Genomic DNA, 15,663 nt, shown 5'->3' on the forward strand with positions numbered 1-15,663 from the left:
CCATGTCCGTCATCAATTCCACAGCGCCAGGTTACATTTCGCCCATCGGCGACTTCAGCCAGCACAACATCCAGACCCTGGGTGCTGCAAGTGCGCTGTGGCAGGACTTCTTTGCCCAGGCATTGACCGAGCACTGCGACGGACAGCTGCCCGGGCAGGCTCGTGCAGCGGCAGACAATACAGCGGCGGCCGAGCCCAGCGCCGGCAGCGAGATCCTGGCGCACATTCTTCTGCAGCGCCTGTGCGATGTTCGCGACACCGAAGTGAAGCCTCCCGAGCCGTTGTTTCTGCCAAAGGCCGAACTGGAGCTGACGTTGCTGGACAAACCCTCGGCGCCGCTGCCCGAGCAGGACGTGCTGGCCCAACAGGCGCAGTTGGCGTTCGACAGCCGCTGGGTTCGTCCACTGGTGCTGAACCAGGGTGGCCAGAGCACGCAACCTGCCCCCGCGCCTCTGCCTCGGGCAATGCGCCTGCCGATTGCCGAGCTCGACTGGCAGTTGGCGCAGACGCCGGTACCGCTGGCGCAGGAAACTATCAGTGAGCAATGCCATGCGTTGGACCTGGACCTGAGCTGGATGCGCCCCGCCGTGTTGAACAACATCCGTCTGGCTGCCTGAGCGCCGATCGCATCCATCCAGATACCTCGCGTGCACCGCCGACGCGGCTCGCGCCGCTGCTACAGAGGCCCGCACCGGCAGCCATATGGCAGCGGCGCAAGCCGCGTCCGGCGTTCAGCCAGCCCAGGCCCTGTAGCAGCCGCGCAAGCCGCGTCCGGCGTTCAGCCAGCCAATGCCCTGTAGCAGCGGCGCAAGCCGCGTCCGGCGTTCAGCCAGCCCATGCCCTGTAGCAGCGGCGCAAGCCGCGTCCGGCGTTCAGCCAACACAGGCCCTGTAGCAGCGGCGCAAGCCGCGTCCGGGTCCACCGCGGTGGCCGGAAATGAATCAGCGACACACGCTCCAGCGGCCCATGTCGAGGTGAAAATGGTTGCGGTGGGCGGCGTTGTACTCGGGGCCCAGCACGGTATTGAAATGCTTGCAGGCGCCGTCGCGTACCTGCCGCAGGAAGCGCGCGTTGGCGCTGTCGCCAGGCCAATCCTTGAGCACGTTGATACGACGTCCGTCGGCCAGACGAAACCCGGCGATGTCCAGCGCGTTGGCGCTGGCATGCTGGCTCAGACGTCCTTCACTGCGACCATAGACATTGCGGCAGGCAAAACTGCCCAGGTGATCCACCTGCGTTACTGCCTGACCGAACGTCGCCTGCGCTGCCGGCTGCAGGGCCTGGCGCTCGAACATGGCGAACGCCACCACCACTGGGCAGGTGGCGAGGAAACTGCTGCTCAACCTGACCTCGCTGCCCTGCACGCGCAACACGTTCACCAACGGGCACTTGGCATCGGCCGGGCTGTCGGCCTGAACGCTATAGCGCACGGTGGAAGTTGCCAGAGCCTGCACACACAGCTGTGGATCATTCTGTAATTTGCCGAGCTTGTAGCGGGTAAGGAAATTCACCGGTTCGGCGATATCCAGCGGCGCCCAGGGATTCCAGCGATCGGGCACCTCGACCCAGCCTCGCCACACGGCAACGGGCGCGGCGGCCAGGAGCAGCAGAATGATCAGCAATCTCGGCACACAGGCTCCTGCTTGGCGTGGCTGAACGGTACCTGCGGAAAAACCGCGTCAGAGCAGGCCGAGTTGCGCCGTCTGTGGCTCCCGAGGCAGTTCCATTAAGGCCGGCAGGCCTGGCAAACGTTCCATCAAACGCTCGTGGAAACGCCGGGCCAGGGCGGGCGCGAGCAAGTTGTCGGCCGTGTGCAGGAAAATGTAGGGGGTGCGGCCCTCTTCGATCCAGGCGGCGATCTTCTCCACCCAGGGGGTCAGAAAAGGCTCATTCGCCTGCAGCTGCGGGTGGCCGATGAAACGCACCTGCGGGCTGTGGCTGAACGCCGCTGGGCGGGGTGGCACCCGCGGCTTCTTGGACTGGGCATGGAGCACGGCGGGCGCGTCGGAAACACAACTGAACAGCGCACGCGGATCCAGACAGATGCGTTCGACATTGCGTTCGCGCAGCAGATTGTTGAGCAGTCGTTCCTCGTCACCGCGAGCGAAGAATGCGCCGTGGCGTACCTCCACAGCGATGGGCCGCTGCAGCACGTCGATGAAGCCGATCAATTCCGGCAGCCGCCAGGGCGCGAACGATGCAGGCAGCTGCAACCACAAGGGCGCCACCCGATCGCCGAGCGGCGCGAGCAGCCGACAAAAATCCTCAGCCACTCCCAGTTGCTCGCGCAGATCGCCACCATGGCTGATGTCGCGCGGCAGTTTGGCCGTGAAGCGAAAATCGGACGGCATGCTTGCAGCCCAGCGTTCCACGGTATTGGGCGCCGGCCGTGCGTAGAACGTGGTGTTGCCTTCCACAGCGTTGAACTGCTGGGCATAGAGAGCCAGGAAATCCGGCGGACGCGCGTCTTGCGGATAGAAATCCCCGCGCCAGGCGTTTTCGCTCCACGACGGACAGCCGATGAAATAAGGCAGGCTGGGCACAGTCAGATATGCACATCCAGGCCCAGGACTTCATTGTCCCACTCGACGAAACCCTGGGTGCTCAGGTACATGCCCAGCGCGTCAGCCGCACGCCGGCTCATCGAGCGGGGAAAGATCATGTCCTGCTGGCGGGCCGGCACGCTGGTGCCACGCGCGCGGGAGCGCTGGGGCGTAGGTTGCGCAGGAACCTCGAACTCGCCTTCGATATCGTCGAGGGTTTCCTGCACCCGCGCCTTGTCCGCAAGCGGCTTGCGCTTGATTGGATAAGGCTGGGAGGAAACACCATCGATACGCATCAGGTTCACTCGATCGTCGAGACAAGCCGCCACAGTATCCTGCAGTGACCCAAGTAACCACTAGACCACAAATTGCGGCAAAGTTTTATCTTCATGGCAGATTATGCCGATGAAATGCGCACTACAGGGTTGAACGCCGACGAAGCGTACTACAACGGCGACTTCTTCGGTGTGGCAACGTTGTCACGCAGATAGACCGGCTGGGCGCCATCGGCGGGCAAGCCTTCGCCACGTGCCCAGGCAAACCGTGCAAGCTCGAGCAGGTCTTGCGCATGAGGCAGCAGATCGGCATCACGCCCTACGATGGGCACGGCGATCCGCTCGGCATAGGTCCAGCCGGTGCCTGCGCCGAACCATTCGCCAGAGGCCTGGGCCGGCAGCAGGGCACGTTCGGGAGCGAATACCCCCTCCTTACCCTGCAGGCGCATTTCTCCCGCGTGCTCCCGATAACAACCCCAGTACACCTCGTCCATGCGCGCGTCGATCGCGGCCGCTACCTGGCCGACGCCATGCTCGCGCCAGGCGCGCTGCGCCAGCAGGGCCAGGTTGGACACTGGCAACACGGGACGATCCAGACCGAACGCCAGGCCCTGGACCACCCCCACCGCGATGCGCACCCCGGTGAAAGCGCCCGGGCCGCGCCCGAAAGCGATCGCATCGACGGCCGTCAGCGCTACCCCCGCTTCGGCCAGCAAGGTCTTGATCATGGGCAGCAGCTTCTGCGCGTGAAGGCGCGGGATCACTTCATAGTGGCTCGACACCTTGCCATCGTGCAGCAACGCAACGGAACAGGCTTCAGTGGCAGTGTCCAGGGCCAGCAGGGTGGTCATCGAAAGGGTCCAAGCAAGGGGGAATAGGCGATTATAGACAACTACGGCCCGCAAGCGGGCCGTTCATGGCAAGGCAGTGGCCGACACCCAGTGTGTGGATGCCAGGCGTCTGGATGCCAGCACTCAGCTCAGTGCGGCAAGCACCTTGGCGGTGATGTCGGCGACCGAACCGACGCCTTCGACGTGGCTGCACTTGGGCTTGCCATGGGCAGCCGCCAGTTCGTTGTAGAAGGCCACCAAGGGCTTGGTCTGCGAGTGGTAGACCGAGAGGCGATGACGCACGGTTTCCTCGGTGTCGTCCTTGCGCTGCACCAACGCCTCACCGGTCACGTCATCCTTGCCCGCTTCGCGCGGTGGATTGTAGACGGTGTGATAGACCCGGCCCGATGCCTCATGGACCCGACGGCCGGCGATACGCTGAACGATCTCTTCGTCGTCGACGGCGATTTCCAGAACGTGATCGAGCTCCACACCATTGGTGACCAGCGCTTCGGCCTGCGGAATGGTGCGCGGGAAGCCATCGAAGAGGAAGCCGTTGGCACAGTCGGGCTGGGCAATGCGCTCCTTGACCAGGGCAATGATCAGGTCGTCGGACACCAGGCCACCGCTGTCCATGACGCTCTTGGCCAGCACGCCCAGTTCGCTACCGGCCTTGACGGCAGCACGGAGCATGTCGCCCGTGGAAATTTGCGGGATACCGAATTTTTCGGTGATGAATTTTGCCTGAGTACCTTTACCGGCCCCGGGAGCTCCCAGCAGAATCACGCGCATCGATGTGCTCCTCTCGATTTTTATAGATAGTCGTCGAATCTGCTTCCGCCGCGCTGACGGCAGAAGCCCTTCCCAAGAAAAATGATGGCCGCAAGATGGCCAAAGGCTGATCAAGATACACAGCGGGCACGGGGCACACAAGCCACCGAAAGTCGCAGGCACCTGCCCCCGAGGACGGCATCCTGCAGGGGTTGTACCGGGTATCACCGCCAATCGGTTGCACCCGAGCTGACAGCTGCCCGGCTGCACCGATCGACCACCAGTCTCAACCAGTATTGCGCAACCCGGCGGCGATGCCTGCCACGGTGACCAGCAGGGCCTGTTCCAGAGGGCTGTCCAGCGCCGCTTCGCGGGCGCGCGAGCGTTTCAGCAGTTCGGCCTGCAACTGATGCAACGGATCCAGGTAGGTGTTGCGCAGGCTGAAGAACTCCAGGGTCGTCGGGCTGTGCGCAAGCAGGTGAGTCTGCCCGGTCAGGCCCAGCACGGCCGCGCAACACTGCGACAATAGGTCGCGCAGTTGCGCGCCCAATGGCTGCAGCTCGGGTTCGACCAGCCGCACGTCATACAGCGCCGCAATCTCGGCATCGGCCTTGGCCAGCACCATCTCGAGCATGTCGATGCGCGTGCGGAAGAACGGCCAGTGGGCGCGCATCGAAGCCAGTTGTGCAGCCTGGCCACGCGCCAGCGCTGCGCCCAGGGCCGCCTCCCAGCCCAGCCAGGCGGGCAGCATCAGCCGCGTCTGGGTCCAGCCGAATATCCACGGAATGGCGCGCAGGCTTTCGATGCCGCCCTGCCGGCGCTTGGCCGGACGGCTGCCCAGTGGCAAACGACCGAGCTCCTGTTCGGGCGTGGCCTGGCGGAAGTACTCGACGAAGTGCGGGTTCTCGCGCACCACCTGCCGATAGGCCTTGACGCCCTGCTCCGCCAACTCGTCCATCACGGTGCGCCAGGCAGGCTCGGGCAGCGGCGGCGGCAGCACGGTGGCTTCCAGCACGGCGGCGACATACAGGTTGAGATTTTGCTCGGCGATGTCCGGCAGGCCGAACTTGAAGCGGATCATTTCGCCCTGCTCGGTGGTGCGGAAGCGCCCCGCCACCGAGCCTGGTGGCTGCGACAGAATGGCCGCATGGGCCGGACCGCCGCCGCGGCCGACGGTGCCGCCGCGACCATGGAACAGCAACAGCTCGACGCCGTGCGCCTGGCAAATGTTCACCAGGGTTTCCTGGGCCCGGTACTGCGCCCACGCGGCGGCGGTGGTCCCGGCATCCTTGGCCGAATCGGAGTAGCCGATCATCACCTCCTGCGGACCCTGCAGCGAGCGGCGGTAGTCGGGCAGCTGCAGCAGGCGCTCGAGCACCGGGCCGGCATTGTCGAGGTCGGCCAGGGTTTCGAACAGCGGCACCACGCGCATTGATCGACGCAGCCCGGACTCCTTGAGCAGAAGCTGCACCGCCAGCACGTCAGAGGCGGCGCCCGCCATGGAGATCACGTAGGAGCCCAGCGACGCAGCCGGCGCGGCCGCTACCTCGCGGCAGGTAGCCAGCACTTCGGCGGTGTCTTCGCTGGGTTCGAAGCAGGTCGGCAGCAACGGCCGGCGATTGGCGAGCTCGCGCACGAGGAATTCGACCCGCGCCTCTTCGTCCCAGTCGGCATAGCGACCCAACCCCAGGTACTCGGTGATCTCGCTCAACGCTGCGCGATGGCGGGTCGAATCCTGACGCACGTCCAGGCGCACCAGGAACAGGCCGAAGGTCACGGCGCGGCGCAGGCAGTCCAGCAGCGGTCCATCGGCGATCACGCCCATGCCGCAGGCGTGCAGTGAATCGAAGCACAACTGCAACGGCTCGATCAGCTCGCGATTGTCCTGCAGCACCTGGTCATCGCCGGGCTGATCGCCCGGCAGCGAGGCATGGGCCCAGTTGCGCGTGGCCCGCAGGCGTTCGCGCAGTTGCTTGAGCACGGCGCGATAGGGTTCGCGGCTGTCGGGCGCCTGGGCCATGAGCGGCGCACTGGCCTGCTGCATGGACAGATCGGCGGCCAGTTGATCGACATCGCGCAGAAACAGATCCGCCGCCATCCAGCGCGCCAGCAGCAGCACTTCGCGAGTAACCTTGGCTGTCACGTTCGGATTGCCGTCGCGGTCGCCGCCCATCCACGAAGCGAAGCGTATGGGTGCAGCGCCCAACGGCAGGCGTTGGCCGGTGGCGGCCTGCAATGCCGCGTCGACCTTGCGCAGGTGGTTGGGCACCGCTTGCCACAGCGAATTTTCGATGACCGCGAAGCCCCACTTGGCCTCATCCACAGGCGTGGGTCGGGTACGACGGATTTCCTCGGTGTGCCAGGCCTCGGCGATCAACCGCTGCAGGCGCTCGCGCACCGCGTTGCGCTCGGCGGTGGTGAGATCGCGGTGGTCATGCAAGGCCAACTGCGCAGCGATGGCGTCGTATTTCTGGATCAGCGTGCGGCGAGCCACTTCGGTGGGGTGCGCGGTCAACACCAGCTCGATATCCAGCGCCAGCAACTGCTGCGCCAAGGCTTCAGGGCTGTGCCCGGCGTTTTTCAACCGCCCCAGCAGCTCGCCCAGGGCAAGGTTTTCGAAAGGTTCGGGCTGGCCCTCGTCGCGACGGCGGATCAGTTGGTATTGCTCGCAGATATTGGCCAGGTTGAGGAATTGATTGAAGGCGCGGGCCACGGGCAGCAGCTCTTGCTCACCGAGGTCGTCCAGGCTGGAGCGCAGTTCGGCGCTGACCGCATCACCGGACGGATCAGCCCGACGGTCCGCCTTGGCGCCACGCCGTATGCGCTCGATCTTTTCCAGAAAGGCGTCGCCGTACTGCTCGCGGATGGTATTGCCCAGCAATTCACCCAGCAGGTGCACGTCTTCGCGCAGGCGCAGATCGATATCGGACATCGGCATTTTCTCCATTGCTTGGAAACGGTGTGCCCTTCCAGCCCGCGCGGCGCGACCGGTGATTCGGTCGCCATGGCCACTGAACAAGCACGGGAAAAATGGCTCTACAAACTACTGGTACGCAACAACTACTGCCATGCAACGACGGCTGTACAGTAAAGAGTGCCCCAGCCGAGCCGAGGCTGACAAGCGTGCTGGACGGGGCGTGAACAACCTGGGCAAGAGGTATTTATGAAGATTCATGAACTGGCCGAGCATTGGGAACAGAACGCCAAGGGCCGACTGACCGACACGGGTATCAACATACATCTGGACATGGAGTCGGCCGCACGCCTGGCGGCCCTGACCCAGATGTACCCCAAGCATCACGCTCAGGAACTGCTGGGCGAACTGATCGGTGCGGCACTCGAAGAACTCGAAGGCAGCTTTCCCTACGTCAAGGGGACCAAGGTCATCGCTACCGACGAAGAAGGCGACCCGATGTACGAAGACATCGGCGCGACGCCGCGTTTCCTGGCGCTGTCGCGTGAACACCTTGGGCGCTTGAAACACAATGCGGATGACACTCCAGACTGAACATGGACTATTAACTTTAAGAATATTCCTACACCCATAACGCGCCGGGTCAAATGGTCAGAAAAAAAACCAGGCCTCCACGTATAAAACCATATAAATCAATAGGATAGTGTTCCATAGCGATTGTAGACTCGAAAAAAAGAGCCAGGTAATGGCCACCGATCCGTCCGCAGCGCATCCCAGCGACAGGCCCACTCCGGCGCGTCGCGGATAGCGGACGAAGCAATCAATCGCTGTCCAATGGAGCACTATCGCGTGAATACATCCAGCGTAAGGTCGTCTTTCGGCCCGTTGAAAACAGCCCTTGTATGCCTTGCTGCCGGTGTCGTGCTGACAGGCTGTGCCAGCAACGCACCGGTCGAGCAATATGCGCTGAGCCGGTCGGCCGTCAATGCGGCGGTGAGCGCCGGTGGCACCGAGTTCGCCGCCATCGAAATGAAGTCCGCCCAGGACAAACTCAAGAACGCTGAAATCGCCCTGCACCGCAAGCACCACGATGAAGCCCGGCGCCTCGCCGAGCAGGCTGAGTGGGATGCCCGTGTGGCCGAGCGCAAGGCTCAGGCCGCCAAGGCTCGCCGCGCCGTCGACGATGCCCGCCAGGGCGTTCAGGACCTGCGCGAGGAAGGCCTGCGCGCTGCTTCTTGAGCCTGGCCTTCGCGTTCTTCTATCAAGATTCAGGAAAATACCGTGAACAACACATTCAAGTTCCCCGCCCTGTCGGCGCTGGTCGTACTGCTGGCTGCCTGCTCCAAGACCCCCAACCCGCAACTGGTGCAGGCCCAGGCCAACTTCGCCGGCCTGCAGGGCAACCCCAAGTCGGTACAGTTGGCCGCCCTGGAGACCAAGGACGCCGCCGACTGGCTGGAGCGCGCCGAAGCGGCCGCTCGCGCCAACGAGGCCGATGAGCACGTGGGTCATCTGGCCTACCTGAGCAATCAGCGTGTCGAAGTTGCCAAGCACACCATCGAACTGCGCACGGCCGAGCACGCGATCCAGGGTGTTGCCGCGCTGCGTGCGCAGGCCCGCCTGGAAGCTCGCGATGCGCAGATCAAGAAACTGCAGGAAAGCCTCAATGCCAAGCAGCCCGCAGCCGAAGTGATGGCCGTGGCACAGACCGAGCGCGGCAGCCTGGTGACCTTCGGCGACGTACTGTTCGAAGTGGGCCATGCCGAGCTGCGCGCCAATGCCTACGACAACATAGGCCGCCTGGCGCAGTTCCTGCGCGACAATCCGGACCGCAAGGTCATCGTCGAAGGGCATACCGACAGCACGGGTTCGGCTTCCTTCAACCAGGCCCTATCACAGCGACGCGCCAATGCCGTCATGGTGCAGCTGGTGCGTACGGGCGTGGGTGCCGAACGTATCGTGGCTCAGGGGCTGGGTATGGCCTACCCGGTTGCCAGCAACGGCGACGCCTCGGGTCGGACACAGAATCGCCGGGTAGAGGTGACCATTTCCAACGACAACCAGCCGGTCAGGAGCCGCGCTTCGCTGCATTGATCCACGATGCCTCGAAAAGCCCGGCCTGCGCGCCGGGTTTTTCATGCCCGGGCGTTTCATCGCGACGAATGCGCGGTCGGTTCGCGAGCACCTTGGCCTTAAGTATGGTTCTGCGCGGTCGATAATCTAGGTGCCCTTCCCCTACCCGAGGCCTGCCACATGTTTTCTTTCAAACGCATGAAAAACGAAATGGCCGCCTTGCGTGAGGAAGTGGCAATGGTCAGGCAGATCCGTCAGGGCCTGGACGAAGAAACCATCCACCTGAGGCTCGACCCTCGCGGGTGCATTCTCGGCGTGAATGCCAACTTCGAGGAAGTGCTGCAATACCGCAATGACGAGCTGGCGGGCAAACCGCTGGAAAGCCTCGTTGCCGAACAGGTGCGCAGCGACCCGCACTATGCGCGGGTGCGGACCGCGATCCGGCAGGGCGAACATTTCTGTGGCGCCTGGCGGCTGTTGCGCAAGGACGGCGGCGAAACCTGGCTGCGCGTCATCATGCACCCTGTACGCGCCACCGACGGCACGTTGCTCAAGTTCTCCTGCTACGCAAGCGACCTGACCAATACCATCGAAACCTCTCGCGCCCACGAGAACTTCATCCAGGCACTGTTGCGCTCTACTGCGGTGATCGAGTTCGACCTCGGCGGGCACGTGCTCACCGCCAACGACCTGTTTCTGCAGGCGATGGGCTATCGCCTGGAGCAGGTAAAGGGCAAGCACCACCGGCTGTTCTGCAGCAGCGACATCGCCGACTCCAGCGAATACCAGGCGTTCTGGGATCGGCTGCGCCGGGGGGAGTTCGTTGCCCAGCGCTTCAAACGCATCGACAGCAAGGGCCGGGATGTGTGGCTCGAAGCGTCCTACAACCCGGTCCGCGATGGCAATGGCAAAGTCTACAAGGTGGTGAAGGTCGCTACCGTCATTACCGAGATGGTAGAGCGTGAAATAGCCATCGCCGAAGCCGCCACGGTGGCGTACGACACGTCGGTGCGCACGGATGAAACTGCACTGCGCGGGGCGCAAGTCGTGCGTGAGACGGTCGAAGTGATGAAAGATCTGGCTCATCATATGCAAAGCGCCGCCGAAGGCATCGAGGCGCTGGACGAGCAGAGCCAGGTCATTTCCAACATCATCAAGACGATCAGCGGAATCGCCGCGCAAACCAATCTACTGGCGCTGAACGCCGCTATCGAAGCTGCGCGAGCCGGTGAACAGGGTCGCGGTTTTGCAGTCGTCGCCGATGAAGTCCGGCAGCTGGCATCGCGCACGACCCAAGCCACTGCAGAGATCGAGAGCGTGGTGCAGCAGAACCAGAAACTGGCCACCGGTGCAGTAGCCACCATCGGCGCCGGCAAACACAAAGCCGAGTCTGGCCTGCAACTGGCGAACCAGGCAGGCACGGTCATCACCGAAATTCAGGACGGTGCGAAGCGCGTGCTAGGCGCGGTCGAGAGCTTTGCTACCCAGCTGGGCGCCGAGTCCTAGTCGAGTTCCAGGCAGCTGTGTACACGGTATGTAGTCGACATCCGTATCACGGGCTTTTTCATGGCGCCAAACCCACGGCGTCAGAAAAAAACCGCCCATTCGGACAAATTTCTGAACTATTCAAAATTCTCTTGTGTCCCAACGTTTAACCATTACAGCCAGCGGCGTCAGTGAGTCGCCGGGCTTGACCCAGGCGCGCGAAACGTTCGACTGTCATGGATTTTGATGTTTTTCAGGAGCTATCCAATGGAGTTGAAAGCCATGAATACCCGTACTGCCAAAACCTCGTCCAACCCTCTGCGCGGGCTGAAACTGGCTGCCCTGGCACTGGGTACCACCTTCGTCCTGGCTGGCTGCGCCGGCAAGCCACCGACCGAACAGTACGCTGTGACCGAGTCGGCTGTGAACAGCGCCGTTAGCGCTGGCGGTACCGAATACGCTGCCGTCGAAATGAAAGCGGCGCAGGACAAGTTCAAGCAGGCGGAAATCGCCATGCATGACAAGAACTACGAGAAAGCCAAGATGCTGGCCGAACAGGCCGAGTGGGACGCACGTCTGGCCGAGCGCAAGGCCCAGGCCGGCAAAGCCGCCAAGGCCCTGCAAGACTCCAAGCAGGGTGTACAGGACCTGCGTGACGAAGCCGGCCGCAGCGTTCAGTAAGCTGCCCATCGCGACTTGAACTCGAATAAAGGATGAAGATTATGCGTAAACAATTGATGGTTCCTGCTCTGTTGGCTCTCAGCGTTGGCCTGGCAGCTTGCTCCACTCCGCCGAACCCTAACCTGGAACAGGCGCGGACCAATTTCTCGTCCCTGCAGACCAACCCCAAGTCGGTACAACTGGCGGCCCTGGAAACCAAGGACGCGTCGGAGTGGCTGGACAAGGCTGACAAAGCCTTCCGCGACGACGCCGACGCGAAGAAAGTCGATCAACTGGCCTACCTGACCAACCAGCGCGTTGAAGTGGCCAAGCAGACCATCGCCCTGCGCAGCGCCGAGGAAAACCTCAAAGGCGCAGCTGCCCAGCGCGCTCAGGCTCGCCTGGATGCCCGCGACGCTCAGATCAAGAAGCTTCAGGAAAGCCTGAACGCCAAGCAGACTGACCGCGGCACCCTGGTGACCTTTGGTGACGTGCTGTTCGACCTGAACAAGGCCGAGCTGAAATCGTCCGCGTTCGTCAACGTGGCCAAGCTGGCCCAGTTCCTTCAGGAAAACCCCGATCGCAAGGTCATCGTCGAAGGCTACACCGACAGCACCGGTTCGGCTGCCTACAACCAGAGCCTGTCCGAGCGTCGCGCTACTTCGGTAATGGCCGCACTGGTCCGCGCTGGCGTCGAGCCTTCGCGCGTCGTCGCTCAGGGCTATGGCAAGGAATACCCGGTTGCCGACAACACCAGCAACTCGGGCCGCGCCCAGAACCGTCGCGTGGAAGTGACCATTTCCAACGACAACCAGCCAGTGGCTCCACGCTCGTCGATGCGTTGATCCTCGCGCTGTAATCGAACGCCCCGGTGAGTGCTCACCGGGGCGTTTTCATTTGTCCGCAGCGGGCGCTGGGTAGTTGGGAATCTCGCCCAGACGGCGCAGGCCATTGAAATGCTGCGGGTCATCCAGGTAGCGCAGCATGACCTGGCGCCAGGTAGGGTCGGCGAACGTCTGCACGTGTCCCCCGCGGGTCAGTTGCAGGACTCGCGGCAGCGGTGCCTGCTGGTACAGCGCGATACCGTTGGCCAATGGCACGATAGGGTCGTCCATGCTCTGGAAGAGCAGCGCCGGTGTGCCCTCGAGCTGGGCGATGGAGCGGATCGCACTGTCGCTGTCGGGCACCAGCCAGGACAGCGGCACCTGCAGTGGCCAGGTCAGCCAGGATGTGCTCAGTGCGTACTGGCCAACGGCGCGGTAACTGGCAGGGACGCCATCGAGCACCAGCGCCTGCAGGCGCTGGCGTTGCCTGGGGTGTTCGGCCAGGTAGTGCACGGCCATGGCGCCGCCCAGGCTTTGCCCCAGCAAGACCAACGGCTTGGCCTGCACCTCAGGCTTGCTCGCCAGCCAGGCGAACGCGGCGTCGATGTCCTGGTAGATCGCCGGCAGGCTGGGCGACCCCCCGGACATCCCGTAGCCACGGTAGTCGAGCATCAGCACCTGATAGCCCTGCTCGGGCAACCACCAGCTGCCGCCCAGATGCCAGGCGAGGTTGCCGCCGTTGCCGTGCAGGTGCAGCACGGTGCCCTTGACCTCGACACCGGGCTTGGCAGGCAGCCACCAACCGTGCAATCGGGTACCGTCGGCGGCCGTGAGGTTGACGTCCTCGAAACCCAGCCCGGCTTTTTCCGGGGTGAACGGCAACCCCCGCTCGGGGTAGAACAATAATGAGCTGCAGCCAGTCAGTAGCGCGGTCAGTAGCAGCAGCGCTGGCAGGCGTCGCGACAGGCAGGCCTTCATGTGCAACGCCCGGACGCGGCTCGCGCCGCTGCTACAGGGGGGCGATGCAGCAATGTCGGCGAGCGTCGCGGCAGGCAGGCCTTCATGTGCAACGCCCGGACGCGGCTCGCGCCGCTGCTACAGGGGGTCGATGCAGCTGCGTCGGCAGGTCAGAGGATGTTCGAGTAGTCGGCTTCAATTCGGTCCAGGCTCAGGTGATTGAGGAAGTTCGAGAAGCACATCCAGGCGGACAGTGCGTTCATGTCACGGAACTGTTCGGGCAGGTACTTGGGCGGCGTCACCAGTCCTTCGTCGACCAACTGGCGCAACGTGCGCATGTCCTCCAGGGTGGTCTTGCCACAGAACAGCAGCGGCACCTGTTCCAGCTTGCCCTTGCGCACGGCCAGCTGAATGTAGTTGTAGACCATGATGAAGCCTTTGAGGTACGACAAATCCTTGGTGAACGGCAGCCCGGTCGGAGTCGAGCCGCGGAACACGCGGCTGGCGTTGCCGTAGGCCTCGGGCATCTCGAAGCCTTCTTCGCGAAAGAATTCGAACACCTGCAGGAAGTCGGCGCCCTCCTCGACCATGTGGATCGCGCGCGTGCGATTGGTCAGCTTGCGCAGGCGGCTGGGGTAGGAAGCGAAGGCGATCACTTCCATCAGGATCGCCAAGCCTTCCTGGGTCACCGTGGACGACGGCGGACCCTTGGACAGGAAGGTGCAGATCGGCTGGTTCTGGCCATTGAGGGTGGTGGCAACATGGACCAGGCCCTCGTGCACCTCGAGGGCGCGCACATCGCGCTCGTTGAACATGGCATCGCTGCGGATCTTGATGTAGTCCGCCCCTGCGGCAGCGTCGGCGACGATGCCATCGGATTCGAACACGCGGATGGTGCCCTCGGTTTCGCCGAACACACGGTTCAGGCGTCCTTGCAGCATGTTCACTGCATCCTTGGCGGTCAGGGTCTTGGCTTCGTCCTTGAGATCGCCACGCCCGGCAATGTTGTTCAGGTAATCGGAGAGCATCAGGCCGAGGTCGGCCAGGGTCGGATCGCCGGCATGAAACGCATCCGACGCGGCGCCGTACAGCTCCTGCGAGATCAGGCCGAAGTCCTCGGTGCCACGCGCCTCGAGCATGCGCACCACCATGCGGTACTCCTTGCACATGCGCCGCATGATCTGCCCGACCGGGTTGAACTGGCCGAGCTGACGGGTGATGTCGCGCTCGATGTTCTGGAATTCCAGTTTGACCGCACTGGAGTCGAAGCCCAGTGCGCGGTTCTGGTAATAGTCGCGGTCGACCGCAGGCATCTGCTTGCCGCCCGCCTGCAGAAAGCCGTGACGAATGGAGTCGTCCCATTTCACCGCATCAAGCACGCGGATCGGCGTCTGCGCGTGCACGATGCGGTCGGACAGGTCTCGAATCGTCTGCTGATACTCGTCCACCGTACTGCTCCTCGTTCTGGCTCGGCCCGCCGGCAGCGGACCTCTCACTGCATGGGGCTCAGCTCAGTACCCACTGCATGAAACGGGTAAGGATGCCGAGCATTTCACGGTCGGCATCGGCAGGGGCACTGGCCAGCAGACCCTGATATTCCATCCGGCCGATAATCGCCGTCAACACCTGTGCGTCCTGCGACGGTTCGCGCGAGCCAAGCACCTCGAGCATCTGCCGCCCGCCCTGCAGCAGAATGTCCTGATGCGCCAGCACCAGTTCGGCCAGGCGCGGGTTGAGCAACGCTTCCTGGCGGAAAGCCTGCTCGGCAATCAATTGGTCGCGACGGGTCTGCAGCTGATGCATGACGTAGTCGGCGGTCAGGCGGGCGATTTCGTCGGCCAGGGCAGCGCGGGCCTGGGGGCTGCCGTCGCCGCGGGCGATCAGGGCGCGCAGCAGCTCTTCGGTGTTGCTCCACAGCTTGGCCATGAACACGGCGCTGCGCTCGACGTACTGGGCGAAGGCATCGTTGAGCAGGTCATCGATGTCCTTGAAGTAGTAGGTAGTAGCCGACAGCGGCACCCCGGCTTCGGTGGCCACGGCGCGATGGCGCACACCCCGCACCCCATCGCGCACGACGATGCGCATGGCTGCGTCGAGGATTTCCTGGCGGCGCAGTTCGCTGCCCTGTCGGCTGGCCTTGCGGCCTTGATACTGGACGTTGCGGGCGAGCGTCGAGGCAACGCTGGCGGCTCCCTGTCTGGGTGTGGCTGGGATCACTGCTCGTATCCTTTGAGTGAGTGGGAGTGGGTGCCGACGCGGCTTGCGCCGCTGCTACACGATAGCGTAATCGCCTGTAACGACGGCGTGAGATCGCAATCCCTGTAGCAGCGG

Annotated in this window: 15 protein-coding genes and 2 pseudogenes; 8 read left to right on the forward strand and 9 right to left on the reverse strand. The window is 63.5% G+C overall.

From position 1 onward, the window contains the following. Positions 1-2 precede the first annotated feature (2 nt). A complete protein-coding gene (locus IFT44_RS08725) occupies positions 3-617 on the forward strand; it encodes an energy transducer TonB (RefSeq protein ID WP_192175773.1) in 615 nt (204 codons plus the stop codon). A 324-nt stretch (positions 618-941) separates the two neighbouring features. Here the strand turns inward: IFT44_RS08725 and IFT44_RS08730 are convergent, their stop codons facing one another. The 6 genes from IFT44_RS08730 to ppc all read right to left on the reverse strand — a co-directional run bounded on the left by IFT44_RS08730 (position 942) and on the right by ppc (position 7,351). Next, positions 942-1,631, reverse strand: coding sequence for an extensin family protein (locus IFT44_RS08730; RefSeq protein WP_185795079.1), 690 nt, complete (start codon positions 1,629-1,631; stop codon positions 942-944). Positions 1,632-1,679: 48 nt separating this feature from the next. Continuing rightward, positions 1,680-2,549, reverse strand: a complete 870-nt coding sequence (locus tag IFT44_RS08735; RefSeq protein WP_122475030.1) for a DUF72 domain-containing protein — start codon at positions 2,547-2,549, stop codon at positions 1,680-1,682. Continuing rightward, positions 2,546-2,839 (reverse strand): hypothetical protein, encoded by a 294-nt coding sequence (locus tag IFT44_RS08740; RefSeq protein ID WP_192058689.1) that lies wholly within the window; start codon positions 2,837-2,839, stop codon positions 2,546-2,548. Before IFT44_RS08740 ends, IFT44_RS08735 begins: the two co-directional genes overlap by 4 nt. 149 nt (positions 2,840-2,988) lie before the next feature. Next, positions 2,989-3,669, reverse strand: coding sequence for a tRNA (adenosine(37)-N6)-threonylcarbamoyltransferase complex dimerization subunit type 1 TsaB (gene tsaB, locus IFT44_RS08745; RefSeq protein WP_192054589.1), 681 nt, complete (start codon positions 3,667-3,669; stop codon positions 2,989-2,991). Between the two features lie 123 nt (positions 3,670-3,792). Next, positions 3,793-4,440: an adenylate kinase gene (gene adk, locus IFT44_RS08750; RefSeq protein ID WP_122475034.1), complete on the reverse strand. Its 648-nt coding sequence runs from the start codon at positions 4,438-4,440 to the stop codon at positions 3,793-3,795. Between the two features lie 265 nt (positions 4,441-4,705). Beyond that, positions 4,706-7,351, reverse strand: coding sequence for a phosphoenolpyruvate carboxylase (gene ppc, locus IFT44_RS08755; protein ID WP_192175774.1), 2,646 nt, complete (start codon positions 7,349-7,351; stop codon positions 4,706-4,708). Between the two features lie 231 nt (positions 7,352-7,582). Between ppc and IFT44_RS08760 the strand changes: the two genes are divergently transcribed. The 7 genes and pseudogenes from IFT44_RS08760 to IFT44_RS08785 all read left to right on the forward strand — a co-directional run bounded on the left by IFT44_RS08760 (position 7,583) and on the right by IFT44_RS08785 (position 12,396). Beyond that, a complete protein-coding gene (locus IFT44_RS08760; RefSeq protein ID WP_192058681.1) occupies positions 7,583-7,927 on the forward strand; it encodes a pilin assembly protein in 345 nt (114 codons plus the stop codon). Between the two features lie 240 nt (positions 7,928-8,167). Beyond that, entirely contained in the window at positions 8,168-8,572 is a 405-nt protein-coding gene (locus tag IFT44_RS08765) for a DUF4398 domain-containing protein (RefSeq protein WP_185795075.1), read from the forward strand. 42 nt (positions 8,573-8,614) lie between these two features. Further along, positions 8,615-9,427 carry an OmpA family protein gene (locus tag IFT44_RS08770; protein ID WP_192175775.1) on the forward strand — a complete coding sequence of 271 codons (813 nt, stop codon included), beginning with the start codon at positions 8,615-8,617 and terminating at the stop codon, positions 9,425-9,427. A 216-nt stretch (positions 9,428-9,643) separates the two neighbouring features. Continuing rightward, positions 9,644-10,360 (forward strand): annotated as a pseudogene (locus IFT44_RS21335) (PAS domain-containing protein); the annotation flags it as partial. Between the two features lie 108 nt (positions 10,361-10,468). Further along, positions 10,469-10,912: pseudogene (locus IFT44_RS21340) on the forward strand (methyl-accepting chemotaxis protein); the annotation flags it as partial. Positions 10,913-11,158: 246 nt separating this feature from the next. Then, entirely contained in the window at positions 11,159-11,572 is a 414-nt protein-coding gene (locus IFT44_RS08780; protein ID WP_122475046.1) for a DUF4398 domain-containing protein, read from the forward strand. A gap of 41 nt (positions 11,573-11,613) precedes the next feature. After that, complete coding sequence (locus IFT44_RS08785; RefSeq protein WP_122475048.1) at positions 11,614-12,396, forward strand: OmpA family protein; 783 nt, start codon at positions 11,614-11,616, stop codon at positions 12,394-12,396. Positions 12,397-12,444: 48 nt separating this feature from the next. Here the strand turns inward: IFT44_RS08785 and IFT44_RS08790 are convergent, their stop codons facing one another. The 3 genes from IFT44_RS08790 to IFT44_RS08800 form a co-directional block, all read right to left on the reverse strand. Further along, positions 12,445-13,353, reverse strand: a complete 909-nt coding sequence (locus IFT44_RS08790) for an alpha/beta hydrolase (protein ID WP_192175776.1) — start codon at positions 13,351-13,353, stop codon at positions 12,445-12,447. A 149-nt stretch (positions 13,354-13,502) separates the two neighbouring features. Beyond that, positions 13,503-14,780, reverse strand: coding sequence for a flavohemoglobin expression-modulating QEGLA motif protein (locus tag IFT44_RS08795; RefSeq protein ID WP_122475052.1), 1,278 nt, complete (start codon positions 14,778-14,780; stop codon positions 13,503-13,505). Between the two features lie 58 nt (positions 14,781-14,838). After that, positions 14,839-15,549 (reverse strand): TetR/AcrR family transcriptional regulator, encoded by a 711-nt coding sequence (locus tag IFT44_RS08800; protein WP_185795070.1) that lies wholly within the window; start codon positions 15,547-15,549, stop codon positions 14,839-14,841. Positions 15,550-15,663 lie beyond the last annotated feature (114 nt).

The sequence above is a fragment of the Pseudomonas sp. CFBP 13710 genome, assembly GCF_014842235.1.
GTDB classification, from domain to species: Bacteria; Pseudomonadota; Gammaproteobacteria; order Pseudomonadales; family Pseudomonadaceae; genus Aquipseudomonas; species Aquipseudomonas baltica.

Bases quoted from the DNA above. Each gene is read 5' to 3' on its own strand.
- IFT44_RS08725 (WP_192175773.1), top strand. From the start codon at position 3: ATGTCCGTCATCAATTCCACAGCGCCAGGTTACATTTCGCCCATCGGC.
- IFT44_RS08740 (WP_192058689.1), bottom strand. From the start codon at position 2,839: ATGCGTATCGATGGTGTTTCCTCCCAGCCTTATCCAATCAAGCGCAAG.
- tsaB (WP_192054589.1), bottom strand. From the start codon at position 3,669: ATGACCACCCTGCTGGCCCTGGACACTGCCACTGAAGCCTGTTCCGTT.
- adk (WP_122475034.1), bottom strand. From the start codon at position 4,440: ATGCGCGTGATTCTGCTGGGAGCTCCCGGGGCCGGTAAAGGTACTCAG.
- ppc (WP_192175774.1), bottom strand. From the start codon at position 7,351: ATGTCCGATATCGATCTGCGCCTGCGCGAAGACGTGCACCTGCTGGGT.
- IFT44_RS08760 (WP_192058681.1), top strand. From the start codon at position 7,583: ATGAAGATTCATGAACTGGCCGAGCATTGGGAACAGAACGCCAAGGGC.
- IFT44_RS08765 (WP_185795075.1), top strand. From the start codon at position 8,168: ATGGAGCACTATCGCGTGAATACATCCAGCGTAAGGTCGTCTTTCGGC.
- IFT44_RS08780 (WP_122475046.1), top strand. From the start codon at position 11,159: ATGGAGTTGAAAGCCATGAATACCCGTACTGCCAAAACCTCGTCCAAC.
- IFT44_RS08785 (WP_122475048.1), top strand. From the start codon at position 11,614: ATGCGTAAACAATTGATGGTTCCTGCTCTGTTGGCTCTCAGCGTTGGC.
- IFT44_RS08790 (WP_192175776.1), bottom strand. From the start codon at position 13,353: ATGAAGGCCTGCCTGTCGCGACGCCTGCCAGCGCTGCTGCTACTGACC.